General features: G+C 74.6%; 19 protein-coding genes. 9 read left to right on the plus strand and 10 right to left on the minus strand.

From position 1 onward, the window contains the following. Positions 1 to 108 precede the first annotated feature (108 nt). A complete protein-coding gene (locus GCU60_RS22130) occupies positions 109 to 876 on the minus strand; it encodes an endonuclease/exonuclease/phosphatase family protein (RefSeq protein ID WP_163203364.1) in 768 nt (255 codons plus the stop codon). An 81-nt stretch (positions 877 to 957) separates the two neighbouring features. Here GCU60_RS22130 and GCU60_RS22135 point away from each other — a divergent pair, with 81 nt between their 5' ends. After that, positions 958 to 1524: a nucleotidyltransferase family protein gene (locus GCU60_RS22135; RefSeq protein WP_163203366.1), complete on the plus strand. Its 567-nt coding sequence runs from the start codon at positions 958 to 960 to the stop codon at positions 1522 to 1524. A 10-nt stretch (positions 1525 to 1534) separates the two neighbouring features. On the opposite strand, the gene GCU60_RS22140 is transcribed toward GCU60_RS22135, so the two are convergent. Both GCU60_RS22140 and GCU60_RS22145 read right to left on the minus strand, forming a co-directional pair. Then, entirely contained in the window at positions 1535 to 1852 is a 318-nt protein-coding gene (locus GCU60_RS22140) for a DUF202 domain-containing protein (RefSeq protein WP_345770428.1), read from the minus strand. After that, positions 1849 to 2208, minus strand: a complete 360-nt coding sequence (locus GCU60_RS22145; RefSeq protein WP_163203368.1) for a DUF202 domain-containing protein — start codon at positions 2206 to 2208, stop codon at positions 1849 to 1851. The genes GCU60_RS22140 and GCU60_RS22145 overlap by 4 nt, the downstream gene beginning before the upstream one ends. Positions 2209 to 2347: 139 nt before the next feature. Between GCU60_RS22145 and GCU60_RS22150 the strand changes: the two genes are divergently transcribed. Continuing rightward, positions 2348 to 2740 (plus strand): cold-shock protein, encoded by a 393-nt coding sequence (locus tag GCU60_RS22150; protein WP_163203370.1) that lies wholly within the window; start codon positions 2348 to 2350, stop codon positions 2738 to 2740. A 12-nt stretch (positions 2741 to 2752) separates the two neighbouring features. On the opposite strand, the gene GCU60_RS22155 is transcribed toward GCU60_RS22150, so the two are convergent. Both GCU60_RS22155 and GCU60_RS22160 read right to left on the minus strand, forming a co-directional pair. Further along, a complete protein-coding gene (locus GCU60_RS22155; protein ID WP_345770429.1) occupies positions 2753 to 3202 on the minus strand; it encodes a DUF2771 family protein in 450 nt (149 codons plus the stop codon). Next, positions 3199 to 4785, minus strand: a complete 1587-nt coding sequence (locus tag GCU60_RS22160) for an MFS transporter (protein ID WP_163203374.1) — start codon at positions 4783 to 4785, stop codon at positions 3199 to 3201. The genes GCU60_RS22155 and GCU60_RS22160 overlap by 4 nt, the downstream gene beginning before the upstream one ends. A 107-nt stretch (positions 4786 to 4892) precedes the next feature. Here GCU60_RS22160 and GCU60_RS22165 point away from each other — a divergent pair, with 107 nt between their 5' ends. Beyond that, entirely contained in the window at positions 4893 to 5708 is an 816-nt protein-coding gene (locus GCU60_RS22165) for a DUF3027 domain-containing protein (RefSeq protein WP_345770430.1), read from the plus strand. Positions 5709 to 5720: 12 nt separating this feature from the next. Here the strand turns inward: GCU60_RS22165 and GCU60_RS22170 are convergent, their stop codons facing one another. Beyond that, positions 5721 to 5948: a DUF2530 domain-containing protein gene (locus GCU60_RS22170; protein ID WP_163203376.1), complete on the minus strand. Its 228-nt coding sequence runs from the start codon at positions 5946 to 5948 to the stop codon at positions 5721 to 5723. Positions 5949 to 6093: 145 nt separating this feature from the next. Between GCU60_RS22170 and GCU60_RS22175 the strand changes: the two genes are divergently transcribed. Genes GCU60_RS22175 through thpR form a run of 5 tightly spaced genes read left to right on the plus strand, consistent with a single transcriptional unit; the run spans position 6094 to position 10500 of the window. Continuing rightward, complete coding sequence (locus GCU60_RS22175) at positions 6094 to 7647, plus strand: NCS2 family permease (RefSeq protein ID WP_163203378.1); 1554 nt, start codon at positions 6094 to 6096, stop codon at positions 7645 to 7647. Positions 7648 to 7674: 27 nt separating this feature from the next. Further along, positions 7675 to 8109 (plus strand): MarR family transcriptional regulator, encoded by a 435-nt coding sequence (locus tag GCU60_RS22180; RefSeq protein WP_163203381.1) that lies wholly within the window; start codon positions 7675 to 7677, stop codon positions 8107 to 8109. A 44-nt stretch (positions 8110 to 8153) separates the two neighbouring features. Further along, positions 8154 to 9488: an MFS transporter gene (locus tag GCU60_RS22185; RefSeq protein WP_163203383.1), complete on the plus strand. Its 1335-nt coding sequence runs from the start codon at positions 8154 to 8156 to the stop codon at positions 9486 to 9488. A gap of 56 nt (positions 9489 to 9544) precedes the next feature. Beyond that, positions 9545 to 9928, plus strand: coding sequence for a hypothetical protein (locus GCU60_RS22190; protein WP_163203385.1), 384 nt, complete (start codon positions 9545 to 9547; stop codon positions 9926 to 9928). After that, positions 9844 to 10500, plus strand: a complete 657-nt coding sequence (gene thpR, locus GCU60_RS22195; RefSeq protein WP_345770431.1) for an RNA 2',3'-cyclic phosphodiesterase — start codon at positions 9844 to 9846, stop codon at positions 10498 to 10500. The genes GCU60_RS22190 and thpR overlap by 85 nt, the downstream gene beginning before the upstream one ends. Before the next feature lie 16 nt (positions 10501 to 10516). Here thpR and GCU60_RS22200 read toward each other — a convergent pair whose 3' ends face one another. Beyond that, complete coding sequence (locus GCU60_RS22200; RefSeq protein WP_163203387.1) at positions 10517 to 11485, minus strand: aldo/keto reductase; 969 nt, start codon at positions 11483 to 11485, stop codon at positions 10517 to 10519. Between GCU60_RS22200 and GCU60_RS22205 the strand changes: the two genes are divergently transcribed. Beyond that, positions 11484 to 12335 (plus strand): acyl-CoA thioesterase, encoded by an 852-nt coding sequence (locus GCU60_RS22205; RefSeq protein ID WP_204261567.1) that lies wholly within the window; start codon positions 11484 to 11486, stop codon positions 12333 to 12335. The genes GCU60_RS22200 and GCU60_RS22205 overlap by 2 nt on opposite strands. Here GCU60_RS22205 and GCU60_RS22210 read toward each other — a convergent pair. The 3 genes from GCU60_RS22210 to GCU60_RS22220 are packed head-to-tail and all read right to left on the minus strand — an operon-like array spanning position 12332 to position 14438. Next, positions 12332 to 13033: a TetR family transcriptional regulator gene (locus GCU60_RS22210; RefSeq protein ID WP_345770432.1), complete on the minus strand. Its 702-nt coding sequence runs from the start codon at positions 13031 to 13033 to the stop codon at positions 12332 to 12334. The genes GCU60_RS22205 and GCU60_RS22210 overlap by 4 nt on opposite strands. Continuing rightward, entirely contained in the window at positions 12949 to 13722 is a 774-nt protein-coding gene (locus GCU60_RS22215) for an ABC transporter permease (RefSeq protein ID WP_163203389.1), read from the minus strand. Before GCU60_RS22215 ends, GCU60_RS22210 begins: the two co-directional genes overlap by 85 nt. Continuing rightward, entirely contained in the window at positions 13719 to 14438 is a 720-nt protein-coding gene (locus GCU60_RS22220) for an ABC transporter ATP-binding protein (protein WP_163203391.1), read from the minus strand. The genes GCU60_RS22215 and GCU60_RS22220 overlap by 4 nt, the downstream gene beginning before the upstream one ends. Positions 14439 to 14455 lie beyond the last annotated feature (17 nt).

The following is a 14455-nucleotide window of genomic DNA, read 5'->3' on the forward strand; positions in this document are numbered from 1 at the left end:
CCTCACTCGGAGGTCTTCCTCATGTCATCGACCCACGCCGTCCGCCGTCACCAACGTCCGTGGTCAGTACACCTAGCCGGGCGTGGTTCGCGAGTCGTCCGGTCACACTCAGGTCGGCTCGACGCGCACGGCCAGCGCCCGGTGGTCCGACAGCGGCAGCTGCACCGCCTCGGCCGCGCCGGACGCGCGCAGGCCGCCGCGGACGAGCACGTGGTCGAGCTGACGGCTGGGTCGCGGGGCCGGGAAGGTCGCCGCGGTGGCGATCGGCTGCAGGCCGCTGTGCCGCGCGGCGGCCCGCTGCTGCATGTTGAGGTCGCCCATCAGCACCAGCGGCTCCCGCGTCCCCTCCAGCGAGCGCACCAGCGTGCGCAGCTGCCGGGTGTTCCACCGCGGGATGAACGACAGGTGCGTGTTGCACACGGTGAACTGCCCGAACGGCCCGTCGATCACGGCGGCGACGGCGACCCGCGGCTCGTCCCGGGCCAGGAACGGCCGTCGGGAGTCCGGCGACCAGAGCGGCACGCTGGCCCGCAGCGGCGCCAGGCGGACGACCCGCCAGGAGAGGACCGGGTAGCGGGAGAGCAGCGAGATCCCGTAGCTCGCCGACCCCGGCTGCTCGTCCCCGGTCGCGGCCATCCAGGTCCCGCCCGGGGTCCCAGCCAGGGCGGCCACGAACTGGGAGTCGACCGCGCCCATCGCCTCCGCGGCGACGGCGGTGAGGTCGGCCCCCTGCGAGCGGGGCTGGTCCCGGTCCACCTCCTGGAGGCCGAGCACGTCGGCGTCCAGGGTCTTCACCGCCGCGGCCAGCCGGTCGACGTCGACCCGGCCGTCCTCGAGGGAGCGTCCGTGCAGGATGTTGAAGCTCGCGATGCGCACGTCAGCCCTGTGCCCCGGTCGGGAACGGAACTACCGCCGACCGCATGCGTGCGCGCGCTACCGGCGGGTAGCGAGGCCCCCGTGCAGCCCTCCCCCCGCGACCAGGTGCGCGACCTGCTCAAGCGCACCGCCGTCGCGCTCAAGCAGGGGGAGGTGCCCTTCGCGCTCTGCGGCGGCTACGCGGCCTGGGTGCGCGGTGCCCCGGAGCCCGACCACGACGCCGACTTCCTCGTCCCTGCGGCGGAGGCCGAGCGGGCGGCGAAGGCGCTGGCCGACGCCGGCCTGCAGGTGGTCGATCCCGCCGAGGACTGGCTGCTGAAGGTGGAGCGGGACGACGTCTTCGTCGACGTGCTGTGGCGGACCTGCGGGCGCCCCGCGGAGATCGACATGGTGGAGCGGGCTGCGGTGCTGCCGGTGCTGTCGGTGCAGATGCCGGTGATGGACCCGACCGACATCCTGGTGACCAAGCTGATGGCGCTGGACGAGCACTACTGCGACTTCGCGCGGATGCTGCCGGTGGCCCGGGCGCTGCGCGAGCAGGTGGACTGGGCCGAGGTGGCCCGGCAGGTGGCGGACAACGACTTCGCCGTCGTCTTCCTCGTCCTGCTCGAGCGGCTCGCGATCATCACCCAGGCCGAGGCCGCCTGACGGCGCGGGATCAGACGAGCGCGACGGCGGCGGCCGCGGCGAGCGCCGTGAGCACCACGACGCCGGTCGCGGCCCGCGCCGCCCACGGGTCGCAGACCGCGCTGCCGTGGGCCACCCGCCGCTGGACCTGCCGGTTTCGCAGCGGGGCCAGGGCACCGAGCACGGCCAGCCCGAGCAGGGCGGCGAGGCCGGCGGCCACCAGCATCGCCGGCCGGTCGGTGTGCAGTGCCCGGTGCCCGAGCAGCCCGGCCACGGCCAGGACGCCCAGACCGGTGCGCTGCCAGGCCAGCGCGGTCCGCTCGGGCTGGGTCTCCACCGGCGGCGTCACCCCCGCATCACCTCGACGCCCACCAGCACGCCGACCACGACGACGACCGCGGCCACCCCCGCGGCCACCGCCGGCACCAGCACGCTCGACGGCAGGGCCCGCCCGGCCTCGATCGCCGCCTCGTTCGCCCGCCAGCGGCGGTACCCGGCCAGGGCGGTGAGCAGCCCGATCAGGACGAGCGCGAGGGCGACGGCGGCGCTGCCCCAGCGGACCCCCAGGTCGGGCGCGTAGGTGGCGACGGCGACCCCGCCGGCCACCAGTGCCAGCCCGGTGCGCAGCCACGCCAGCAGGGTGCGCTCGTTGGCCAGGGTGAACCGGTAGTCCGGGTGGTCGGGCGACTCCGGGGATGCGGGCACCCGGCCAGGGTAGGGACGCGCGCGAATCGCCGGGCCGGTCGGTGACCACGGACGGTTAACCTGTGCATCGAGCGGTCCCGTGCCGCAGTCGTCGTTCCCCGGCGCGAGCCGCGTCACACCGAGAACTGAGGGATCCACCGTGCCCACCGGCAGAGTGAAGTGGTTCAACGCGGAGAAGGGCTTCGGCTTCCTGTCCCGCGAGGACGGGCCGGACGTCTTCGTGCACAAGGACGCCCTCCCCGCCGGAACCGACCTCAAGCCCGGCCAGCGCGTGGAGTTCGGCATCGTCGCCGGCCGCCGGGGCGACCAGGCCCTGCAGGTGCGGCTGCTCGACCCACTGCCCTCTGTCGCGGCCACCGTCGCGGCCGCCAGCCGCAAGAAGCCCGACGAGCTGGTCCCGATCATCGAGGACCTGATCAAGCTGCTCGACGACGTCTCCGAGGGCCTGCGGCACGGCCGGTACCCCGACCGGGGCCACGCCCGCAAGGTCGCCTCGGTGCTGCGCGCCGTGGCCGGCGACCTCGAGGGCTGACGCCGGCGCCGCTCAGCCGCCGGCGCGCAGGAAACCGACCGGCCACGCGCCGGTCCACTCGCCGCAGTCGCCGCCCTTGTCCTCGACCACCACGAGGTAGAAGGCGGGCGGCACGACGTCGGAGGAGTTGATCCCGTCGAACGTCGTCGTCCCCTCCGGGACGTCGACCTCGCCGAGAACCTCCTGCAGCTGGTCGTCGAACACCTGCACCTGCCACCCGCGCTCGGCGATCACCTCGGGCACGGTGAGGCTGATCGCCGTGTCGGGGGAGACCTCGACGATCGGCGGGGTGGTCTCGTAGAGCTGCGGTTCGCCGTCCACGCAGTACTGGGTCGGCCGGGCGGTGACGTCCTGGACGCCGGTCTCCGCACGGACGTTCCCGGGCCCCTCGGTCCCGCCGGCGCACCCGGCCAGGGACGCGGGGAGAGCGAGGGCGAGCAGGGCGACGGCGGGCGTTCTCACGACCACGACGGTCCCACCGGCGCCGTCGGCGGTTCCGGGGCCCCCGTCGCGGAGGCCGGCCGGCGGCCCCGGTGCAGGGTCCACAGCACCAGGCCGACGGCGAGGGCCAGCAGCGCCGCGGCGACGGTGAACCCCAGCCAGCCGGTGGGCGGCAGCGAGATCCCGAGCGCGCCGCCGGCCACCCAGGACAGCTGGAGCATCGTCTCGGAGCGGGCGAACGCCGAGGCGCGCAACCGCTCGGGCAGCTCCCGCTGGAGGATCGCGTCCAGCGACACCTTGCCGATGGCGTTGGCGACGGCGGCGACGCCGGCGACCAGCACCGCCATCCAGAACCCGTAGAAGACCGCCGCGACCACGGTCACCCCGGCGGCCGTCGCGGCGGCGTAGAGCACCAGCCGGTCGGGCGCGGCGGTGTGCAGCCGGGAGCCGACCGCCGTGCCGACGAAGCTGCCGATGCCGGCCGCGGCCGCGATCGCGCCCAGGGCGAGGGTGGCGTCCCAGCCGTCGGCGAAGGTCGCCTGCACGAGGAACGCCGAGAAGATGGTGAGGAAGCCGCCGAGCCCGCGCAGCGCGGCGTTGGCCCGCAGCGCCAGCACCACGTGCGGGCTCACCCGGCGGCGCCGGCCGGGCACGCGGATCTCGGTGGTGCTGAGCACGTCGGCCGGTTCCTCGCCGGTCGGCACGTCCACGTGCGCGGGCAGCCGGACGGCGAGCACCCCGCCGGCGACGAACACCGCGGCGGTGGCCCACAGCTCCCAGTCGAAGCCGAGGACGGCGGCGATGCCGGCGGCCAGCCCACCGGCCACACCGGCCGTCGCCAGGCCGAAGACCGACAGCCGGGCGTTCGCCGAGGTCAGCGACATCGCGGCGGGCAGGACCCGCGGGACCACCGCCGCGCGGAGCACGTTGTGCGCCTTGGACAGCACGAGCACGCCCAGGGCCGCGGGGTAGAGCCACAGGTCGTCGAAGTGGGCCGCCATCACCAGCGCGAGCACCGCCCGGCCGATCAGCGAGGTGGCCATCGCCCACCGCCGGCCGCGCTGCAGCCGGTCCAGGGCCGGGCCGATCACCGGCGCCAGCAGGGCGAACGGGGCCATCGTCACCAGCAGGTAGAGGGCGACGTTGCCCCGCTGCGCGTCGGTGGTCGCCGCGAAGAACAGGGTGCCGGCCAGGGAGACGGCGATCATCGCGTCCCCGGCCATGTGCAGGGCGTTCACCCACAGCAGGTGGGACAGCCCGCTCTCCTCGGCGCCGTCGGCCCGGCTGGCGGCGCGCACCCGGCGGGCCGCGGCGACGGTGAGCTCCCGGCTGCGGGCGGCGGCCACGCGGGTGACGGTCACCTTGGGCCGGCCCGGCAGCGCAGGTGGTGGCAGCGCGGCGGGCGGGACGGGGTCGGGCGCCGGGATCGACGTCGTGGGCCGGTCGTCGCCCGGGGGCTGGGCGGCCGCGGCCGGCAGAGGCCGTGTCTGCGGCCGGGGGACGGCGACCGGGGTGGTGTCCCAGCGGTCCGGCGGGGGCGGGGCCGCGCGCCGGGACAGCCAGGAGCGCCGGGGTGCTCCGGGCGGACGGCGGTCGGCGGACACGTGACCATGGTGCCGCACCGACCTGGCAGTCCGGTCCCGGCGCCCGGCGCCGCGGCCCGGGGGATGCGCTGTCCCCCCGTCGGCCCGGCGTCCGCCACAATGGGGGAGTGTCCGATCCCCTCGCCGCAGTCCGGCCCGCATCCGCCCCGGACGACGCGCTGAACGCCGCGGTCGAGCAGGCCCGCGCGGCCGCGGTCGAGACGGCCGGTTCCGCCGATCTGGTGGGCGAGCACCTGGGCTCCGGCCCGGAGCAGGTGGCCGCCGCCGACGGTTCGGCCGCCGAGCTCGGCGACGTGCTCACCCACACGTTCGCCAGCCGGCTGCCCGGCTACGTCGGCTGGCACTGGGCGGTCACGCTGGCCCGCGTCCCGGGGGAGGAGCAGGTCACCGTCGACGAGGTGGTGCTGCTGCCCGGCGAGCAGGCGCTGCTGGCCCCCGCGTGGGTGCCCTGGCACGAGCGGCTGCGGCCCGGTGACCTCTCCGTCGGCGACGTCCTGCCCTCGACGGAGGACGACGTCCGGCTGGCGCCGGCGTACACGGTGGACGACGACTCGGCCGACGACCCGGAAGGGCGGATCGTCGCCGGCGAGCTGGGTCTCGGCCGCGAGCGCGTGATGTCGCGGGAGGGGCGGACCGACGCGGTGGGCCGCTGGACCGCCGGCGAGTTCGGTCCGTCCGCGCCGATGGCCCGCCAGGCACCCGGCTCCTGCGTCACCTGCGGTTTCTACCTGCCCCTGGCCGGCTCGCTGCGCCAGATGGTGGGCGCGTGCGGCAACGCCTACGCCCCGGCCGACGGGCGGGTCGTGACCGCGGACTACGGCTGCGGCGCGCACAGCCAGGCGACGCTGGTCCCGCTCGACGAGACCGAGGTCGTCACCTCCGCCCGCTACGACACCTCGGACTACGACGTCCTCGGCGACTGATCGCCGGGGCCGTCACCGGTCGTCGCGCGAGCGTCCCTGGCCCTGCCAGCGCATGATGCCCAGGCCCAGCGTGGCCAGGGCGAGGGCGGCCACGCAGGTCCAGGTCCACAGCCGGTCCACCCGGTCGCCGAGCAGCAGCAGGACGACCAGGGCCACCGCCCACAACGCCATCCCGGCCAGCACCACGCGAGCGGTGTCGATCTGCAGCGGGGGCGGGGCCTGCTTCTGGGGACCGGGCACGAGGGCACCCTAGATTGCGGGTCGGTCACGGGGGGAGCTGCCCGGCCGGGGCGTGTGGCACGCTGTCGCCGCTCGTTGCCTCCTCGGCCGGGCGCGGGCAGGGCCGCCCGCCACGTCCCGCAGCCTCGTCACCGAAAGAGACCGCATGCCCGACAAGTCCCACCCGTCCGCGGACGCCTCCGCTACCGCCGTCGGGGACACCCCTGCTGACGTCGCGGCCGGCACGCCCACGCCGCGCCGCAGCGAGGGCCCCCGCACCAGGCCGAAGAACGGGCTGGACCGGTACTTCGAGATCAGTGCCCGTCGCTCGACGATGAGCCGTGAGGTCCGCGGCGGCCTGACCACCTTCTTCACGATGGCCTACATCGTGGTGCTCAACCCGATCATCCTGACCAGCATCGTCGGCCCCGACGGCGTCCAGGGTGCCGACGTCGAGGGCACCGTCCTGCCCTTCGAGTCGATCGCCGCGGTCACGGCCCTCCTGGCCGGCGTCCTCACGATCCTGATGGGCGTCGTCGGCCGGTACCCGTTCGCGCTCGCGACCGGTCTGGGCATCAACGCGATCGTCGCCGTCTTCGCGGCCACCCAGCTGTCCTGGCCGGAGATCATGGGCCTGATCGTGCTCGAGGGCCTGCTGATCACCGTCCTCGTGCTCACCGGCTTCCGCCGCGCCGTCTTCGAGGCCATCCCCGCCCAGCTGAAGACGGCGATCGCCGTCGGCATCGGCTTCTTCCTCACCATCATCGGGCTGGCCGACGCCGGGATCGTCCGGGCTGGGCAGGGCACGCCGATCAGCTTCGGCGACCAGGGGCAGCTGGCCGGCTGGCCGATGCTCGTGTTCGTCGTCGGCCTGCTGCTCAGCGCGGTGCTCGTCGTCCGCAAGGTCAAGGGCGCGCTGCTCATCGGCATCGTGGCGACGACGGCGCTCGCCATCGTCGTCGAGGCGATCGCCGACGTCGGACCGCGCTTCAGCGAGGACGGCGAGAACGCGCGCGGCTGGTGGCTGCAGGCGCCCGTGCTGCCCGAGGACGTCGTCAGCAGCCCGGACTTCTCCCTCCTGGGCAACTTCTCGCTGTTCGGGGGCTTCGAGCGCATCGGCATCATCGCCGCGCTGCTCATCGTCTTCTCGATCATGATCGCCGACTTCTTCGACACCGTCGGCACCGTGACCGCCGTCGGCGCCGAGGGCGACATGCTCGACGGGAAGCGCAATCTGCCCAAGTCGCAGCCGGTGCTGCTCGTCGACTCGCTCGCCGCGGCGGCCGGTGGCGCCGGGAGCGTCTCGTCCAACACGACCTACATCGAGAGCACCGCCGGCGTCGCCGACGGCGCCCGCACGGGCCTGGCCAGCATCGTCACGGGTGTGCTGTTCCTCGTGGCGGTCTTCTTCACGCCGCTGGTCGGCGTGGTCCCGGCGGAGGCCGCCGCGCCGGCGCTGGTGATCGTCGGTGCCCTCATGATCACCCAGATCCGGTACCTGGCCTGGGACGACATGTCGCTGGTCATCCCGGCGTTCCTGACGATCGCGCTGATGCCGTTCACCTACTCGATCACCAACGGCATCGGGGCCGGCGTGGTCAGCTTCGTGCTGCTCCGCCTGGTCGTCGGGCGGCGCAGGGACGTCCACCCGCTGATGTGGATCATCGCGGTGATGTTCGTCGTCTACTTCGCGCTGGAGCCCCTGCAGCAGCTGTTCTGACCCGACTACTGAGTTAGGCTAAGCATCGTGAGCCGGACGACGCTGGACACCGCCGCGCTCGCCCATGACCTCCGCCTGGCGGTCATGCGGTTCTCGCGCCGGCTCCGCAACCAGCGGGTCGACACCTCGGTCACGCTGACCCACCTGGCGGCGCTCTCCACGCTCAAGCGGCACGGGCCGATGAGCCCCGGGGAGCTCGCCGGCCACGAGCGGGTGCAGCCGCCGTCGATGACCCGTGTCGTCGTCGCGCTCGAGGGGATGGGTCTGGTCACCCGCACCCCGCACCCGACCGACGGGCGGCAGGTGGTCATCGAGCTCACGCCCGCGGCCGAGGAGATGCTCTCGGCCGAGGCCCAGGCGCGAGAGGCCTGGCTCGCCGGGCAGCTCCAGGAGCTCACGCCCGAGGAGCGCACGGTGCTGCGCGAGGCGGCGGAGATCATCGACAAGCTGGCCAGTGGGTGACCTGAACGAGCACTGACCAGTCGACTCCCGATCCCGGCAACGGGATGTTCCGCGCCCTCCGGGTGCGGAACTTCCGCCGCTACGCCTCGGCGAACCTCTTCAGCCTGACCGGCACCTGGATCCAGCGGATCGGCCAGGACTGGCTGGTGCTCCAGCTGTCCGACGACAGCGGCGTCGCGCTCGGGCTGATCACCGCCCTGCAGTTCGGGCCGTCCCTGCTGCTGAGCATGTACGGCGGCGTCCTGGCCGACCGCTACTCCAAGCGCCGCATGCTGTTGATCACCCAGGCCTGCATGGGTCTGCTGTCGCTGGTGCTGGGCCTGCTCGTCGTCACCGACGTGGTGGCCCTCTGGCACGTGTTCGTCCTGGCCGGGGCGCTCGGCGCCGTCTCGGCGATCGACGCGCCGGTGCGCCAGGCGTTCGTGTCGGAGATGGTCGGGCCCGCGCTGCTGACCAACGCCGTCAGCCTCAACTCGACGATCTTCAACGGCGCCCGGCTGGTCGGCCCCGCGGTCGCCGGGCTGCTCATCGGGGCGGCGTCGGGCAACACGGCACCGGCGTTCCTGCTCAACGCGGCCAGCTTCGCCTTCACCATCACCGCGCTGGCCGGCATGCGCACCGACGAGCTGCAACCGAGCCCACCGGTGGCGCGAGGCCGCGGGCAGCTGCGCGCCGGGCTGGCCTACACCTGGGCGCACCCCGACCTGGTGCTGGCGATGACGCTCGCCTTCGTGCTGGGCACCTTCGGGTTCAACTACCAGGTGACCATCGCGCTGATGGCCCGCGAGACCTTCGACCTCGGGGCGCAGGCCTTCGGTCTGCTCTCCACCTGCTTCGCCGTGGGCTCGCTGTCGGGCGCGCTGCTCTCCACCCGGCGCAGCGTGCGGCCGCGGCAGCGCTTCCTGGTCGGCTCGGCGGTGCTGTTCGGCCTGCTCACCGTGGTCGCCGGCCTCATGCCGACGTACGTCACCTTCGCCCTGATGCTGGTGCCCACCGGAGCGGCGGGGCTGATGTTCAGCGTGGCCGCCAACAGCTTCGTCCAGCTCGGCGTCGAGCCGCAGATGCGCGGCCGGGTGATGGCGCTGTACTTCATGTGCTTCATGGGTGGCACGCCGGTCGGCGCGCCCCTGGTCGGCTGGATCTCCGAGCACCTCGGCGCGCCCTGGGGGCTGATCCTCGGCGGCGCCGTCTGCGTGGTCGCCGGCCTGGCGGCCGCCGCCTGGCTGGCGCGACGCCGCACCGTACGGCTGGAGCTGAGCCGCGCGCCGCTGCGCCTCCGCCTGCGGGTGGGGCCGCAGCGCGCCGCCGTCCCGTCCCCGCAGCTGCGGGCCGAGGAGGAGAAGATGGCCGAGAAGGCGCCGGGCCAGCAGTCGCTCTGACCGGGCCCGTGCGCGTACGGTCGGCTCCACCGGTTCCGCTCGCGCAGGGGCATCCCATGGCCGCACTGATCCAGCTCGTCGCGCTGCTCGCCGCCTTCGCCGGGGTGATCGTCGGCTTCGGCCCGCTCACCCGGTGGCTGGAGCTCCGGGCGGCCCGCCGGTCCGCGGCGCGGGGCCCCGCTCCCTCGGGCCGCCCGCTGGAGCGCGTGGCCGCCGACCTGCGTCGGCTCGGGCGCCAGGTGGATCTGGTGCCGGCCGGGGCTCCCATGGCCCGGCGCCGAGGGCTCCTCGCCGCCTACGACGACGTCCTGCTCGAGGCCGCCGGCATGCTCGGCGTCCCGACGTCGCTGACCTCGTGTCCCGAGGGCCGGGCGCGCGAGGTCGAGCGGTTGCGGCTGGTCGCCGAGCTGCGGGGGGCCGGCCTGCGGGTGCCGGTCTGAGCCCCGCACCGACCCGGCGGCTGTTCTTCGCCGTCGACCCACCGCCGCCCGTCCGCGAGGACCTCGACCGCGCTCTCGCCCCGCTCCGGAACGCCCCGGGCGCGCCGCGGTGGAGCACCCCGGAGCGGTGGCACCTGACGCTGCTGTTCCTCGGCCGGGTGCCCGAGGCGCAGCTGCCCGCGCTCGTGGCCGCCGCGGAGCCGGCCGTGGCCGCGACCCCGCCGCTGACGCTCCGGCTGGCCGATGGTGGGCGGTTCGGGTCGATCCGCCGTCCGCAGGTGGCGTGGGCGGGACTCGACGGCGACGTCGACCTGCTGGTGGCGCTGGCCGGTCGGCTGTCCGTCGTCGCACGGGAGCTCGGCCTGCCGGTGGAGGAGCGCCCCTTCCGCCCGCACCTGACGCTGGGCCGGTGGCGCCCCGGCCGGCCCGGCGACGGCTCGCTGACCGACCGGCTCGCGGGCTACCGCGGGCCGGAGTGGCGCGTGTCCGAGGTCCGGCTGGAGGAGAGCCGGCTGGGGCAGGCGCCCACCTACGAGGTCGTGGGCTCCTGGCCGCTCGCCGACGGGCCATAGTGGCGATTTCGGCCCGTCACCAGGCGTACTCCATAGGGGCCGCCCGGTAGCCGGGGAAGATCTCGTCGAGCCTGGTCAGGGCGGCGTCGTCGAGGTCCACGGTGAGCGCGGTCAGCGCGCCCTCGAGCTGTTCCATCGTGCGGGGCCCGACGATCGGCGCGGTGACGGCGGGCTGGTGCAGCAGCCAGGCCAGCCCGACGTCGGCCGGCGCGTGCCCGAGGTCGCGGCAGAGCTTCTCGTAGGCCTCCAGCGCGGGCCGGTGCTGCTCCACCCGCTTCTGCTGGCGCTCCTCGTGGCGGCGTCCGCCCTCGCCCTTCGCCAGGACCCCGGCGAGCAGACCGCCGGCCAGTGGGCTCCACGGCAGGATGCCGACCCCGGAGTGCTGCGCGGCCGGCAGCACCTCGAGCTCCACGTGCCGGGTGAGCAGGTTGTAGTGGGACTGCTCGCTGACCAGGCCGGTGAAGCTCCGGCGGGCGGCCACGGCGTTGGCCTCGACGATCTGCCAGGCGGCGTGGTTGGACGAGCCGACGTAGAGCACCTTGCCCTGGGCGACGAGCGTCTCGCAGGCCTGCCAGATCTCGTCCCACGGCGTCTCCAGGTCGACGTGGTGGAACTGGTAGAGGTCGATCCAGTCGGTGCCCATCCGGCGCAGCGACCCCTCGCAGGCGCGCACGATGTTGCGGGCGGAGAGGAACGTGTCGTTGGGCCAGTCGGACATGCCGCCGTAGACCTTGGTGGCCAGCACCGTCTTCTCCCGGCGGTCCCCGCCCTGGGCGAACCAGCTGCCCAGCACCTCCTCGGTGCGGCCCTTGCCGGCGTCGAAGCCGTAGACGTTGGCGGTGTCGAAGAAGTTGACCCCCTCGGCCAGTGCCCGGTCCATGACCGCGTGGGAGTCGGCCTCCTCGGTCTTCCAGCCGAAGTTCATGGTGCCCAGGCACAAGCGGGAGACCCGCAGACCGCTGCGACCGAGGTGCGTGTACTCCATGGAGGACCACCCTGGCACCCTGTTCGCCGTGCCGCAGAACGATCACTCGAGCGCCTTCGACGTCGCCACCGCCGTCCGCCGGTCCGAGGGGGGTGGGCTCGTCGCCGAGCTCGACCCGGGATGGGACGTCGGCGGCGGGATCCTCAACGGCGGCTACCTGCTGTCGGTGGCCGGGCGGGCGGCGGTGCTGGAGAGCCCGCACGAGCACCCCGTCGCCATGTCGGCCAGCTACCTGCGGGCCGGGGCCGGCGGGCCGGCGACCCTCGCGGTGACGCCGGGCCCGGCCGGGCGGACGCTCGCCCACTCGATGGTCACGCTCGCCGACGACGGCGGCCCGCTGATCACCGTGCAGGCGACGACGGCGACGCTCACCGACGCGCCGTCGGAGTACTCGCGGCCCATGCCGGAGGTTCCCTCGCCCGACGAGTGCCTCGACATGGCGGCCAACGCGCACCTCGCCGCGGTGCCGATCCAGCTGCCGGGGCTGACCCAGCACGTGGACAGCAGGCTGGACCCTGCGACGGCGATGTGGGCGCTGGGGCAGCCCTCGGAGGAGCCGGTGCTGCGCGCCTGGGTGCGCCTGGCCGACGGGCGCCGGGCCGACCCGCTGTCGCTGCTGCTGTTCGCCGACGTGCTGCCGCCGACCAGTTTCGCCACCGGCCGGATGGGCTGGGCGCCGACCGTGCAGCTGCAGGTCCTCGTCCGGGCGATCCCGGCGCCGGGGTGGTGCCTGGTGGAGGCCCGGGCCAGCGAGGTCGCGGGCGGCTGGAGCGACGAGGACTACCGGATCTGGGACTCCACCGGCCGCCTGGTCGCGCAGAGCCGGCAGCTCGCCCGGACCGCCCGCTAGCGAGGCGGGAGTGCGACGTCGCCGGTGAGGTAGCGCTGCACCGTCGGCCCGATCGCGGCGACCAGGGCCTCGGGGGAGCTGCCCGCCAGCGGCTCGATGCGCAGGACGTACCGCCCCATCACCAGGCCGATGAGCTGCGAGGCGACCAGCGCGCCGCGGACCTCCGCCTCGTGCCGCGGCAGGTCCAGGGTGCCGACGACGCGGCGCAGGACCTGGGTCACCAGGAACTCCCGCAGCAGCTTGGCGCCCCACTCGTTGCCGACGGCCGAGCGCACGAGCGCCAGCCCGGCGGGCTGCATCGGACCGTCCCACACGGTCAGCAGCAGCCGGACGACGCCCTCGCCCAGCCCGTCCCGGCCGCCGGCCAGCAGCTCGGGGAGCAGCTCCGCCGGGTCGGCCGGCGCCTCGATCGCGGCCAGGAACAGCTGGTCCTTGCTGCCGAAGTAGTGGTGCACCAGCGCCGGGTCGACGCCGGCCGCCGTGGCGATCTGGCGGATCGTGGCGCCGTCGAACCCGCGCTCGGCGAACGCGGCGCGGGCGGCGGCCAGGACGGCGTCCCGGGTGTCGGGGCTCCCCGGACGCCGTCCGGTCCGCCGACGGGGTTCCTCGGTGCTCAGTCGGTCCTCCTCCGCAGGGTGGCCGCCGCCAGCGCGAGGGCGAGCAGGGCCGCGCCGGAGACGATGCCGACGTCGGTCCACATCGTGCCCGTCGCCTCCACCGAGCGCCCGACCTCCCGCAGCGCCTCGACCGCGTAGGTCAGCGGCAGGGCGTCGCTGATCGCCTGCAGCCAGCCGGCCATCTGCTCGCGCGGCACCAGCAGGCCGCAGAGGAAGAAATGCGGCAGCACGACGACGGGCATGAGCTGCACGGCCTGGAACTCGCTGCGGGCGAAGGCGCTGGCCAGCAGTCCGAGCGCGACGCCCAGCACCGCGTCGACGACGGCGATCAGCACGACCAGCCACAGCGACCCGGCGACGTCCAGGTCGTAGAGCGTCGTGGCCACCGTGACGGTCCCGATCGCCTGGAGCGCGGCGGCCAGCCCGAAGGCCAGGCCGTAGCCGAGCAGCAGGTCCAGGCGCGACAGGGGAGTGGTGAGCAGCCGCTCCAGCGTGCCGGAGGTGCGCTCCCGGAGCATCGCGATGCTCGTGACCAGGAACATCACGACGAACGGGAAGACGCCGAGCATCGTCAGCCCGACCCGGTCGAAGGTGTCCGGCTGCCCCGGGACGGTCGGCACGTCCCGCCACAGCAGGTACAGCAGCCCGAGCAGCAGGCTCGGCAGCACCAGCATCATCGCGATGGTGCGGTGGTCGTGCCGCAGCTGGCGCAGCACCCGGGTGGTGGTCGCGAGCGTGAGCCCCGCGGTGAGGTGCCGGGTGGCGCTCATGCCGGCACCCCTTCGCGGGCGCGGACGACGTTCAGGAACGCCTCCTCCAGGTCGTGCGAGCGGCCGTCGCTGCGCAGCTGCGCCGGGGTGGTGTCGGCGAGCAGGGCGCCGTCGCGCAGGAGGAGGAGCCGGTCGCACCGGGCGGCCTCGTCCATCACGTGGCTGGAGACGACGAGGGTGGTGCCCGCGCGGGCCAGGGCGTGGAACATGTCCCAGAGCTCGACCCGCAGCACCGGGTCGAGGCCGACCGTCGGTTCGTCGAGCACGAGCACCTCGGGTGCGCCCACCAGGGCGCAGGCCAGGGACGCCCGCCCGCGCTGGCCGCCGGAGAGGTCGGCCACCAGCTGGCCGGCCGCCTCGCGGAGCCCCACGTCGGCGACCGCGGCGTCGGCCTCCCCGGTGCCGCGCCCGTACAGCGCGGCGAAGTAGCGGGCGTTCTCCCGCACCGTCAGGTCGCCGTAGACGCTGGGCGCCTGGGTCACGTAGCCGACGCGTGAGCGCAGGGCGGGGGAGCCGGCCGGGTGGCCGAGGACGTCGACGGTGCCGGAACGGACGCGCTGGACGCCGACGATGGCGCGCATCAGCGTGCTCTTCCCGCTGCCGCTGGGTCCGAGCAGGCCGGTCACCTGCCCCTCCGGGACGGCGAAGGTGAGACCGGGGAGCACGCGGCGTTTCCCGCGGTCGACGACGAGGTCGGTGACGGTGACGGCGTCCATGACGCGCTCCTCAGAAC

The sequence above is a fragment of the Blastococcus saxobsidens genome, assembly GCF_010682065.1.
In the GTDB taxonomy this organism is placed as follows: domain Bacteria; phylum Actinomycetota; class Actinomycetes; order Mycobacteriales; family Geodermatophilaceae; genus Blastococcus; species Blastococcus saxobsidens_B.

Coding starts and splice junctions, on each gene's coding strand:
- GCU60_RS22175 (WP_163203378.1), top strand. CDS start 6,094: ATGCCCGACAAGTCCCACCCGTCCGCGGACGCCTCCGCTACCGCCGTC.
- GCU60_RS22185 (WP_163203383.1), top strand. CDS start 8,154: ATGTTCCGCGCCCTCCGGGTGCGGAACTTCCGCCGCTACGCCTCGGCG.
- GCU60_RS22190 (WP_163203385.1), top strand. CDS start 9,545: ATGGCCGCACTGATCCAGCTCGTCGCGCTGCTCGCCGCCTTCGCCGGG.
- GCU60_RS22205 (WP_204261567.1), top strand. CDS start 11,484: ATGGAGGACCACCCTGGCACCCTGTTCGCCGTGCCGCAGAACGATCAC.
- GCU60_RS22200 (WP_163203387.1), bottom strand. CDS start 11,485: ATGGAGTACACGCACCTCGGTCGCAGCGGTCTGCGGGTCTCCCGCTTG.
- GCU60_RS22215 (WP_163203389.1), bottom strand. CDS start 13,722: ATGAGCGCCACCCGGCACCTCACCGCGGGGCTCACGCTCGCGACCACC.
- GCU60_RS22220 (WP_163203391.1), bottom strand. CDS start 14,438: ATGGACGCCGTCACCGTCACCGACCTCGTCGTCGACCGCGGGAAACGC.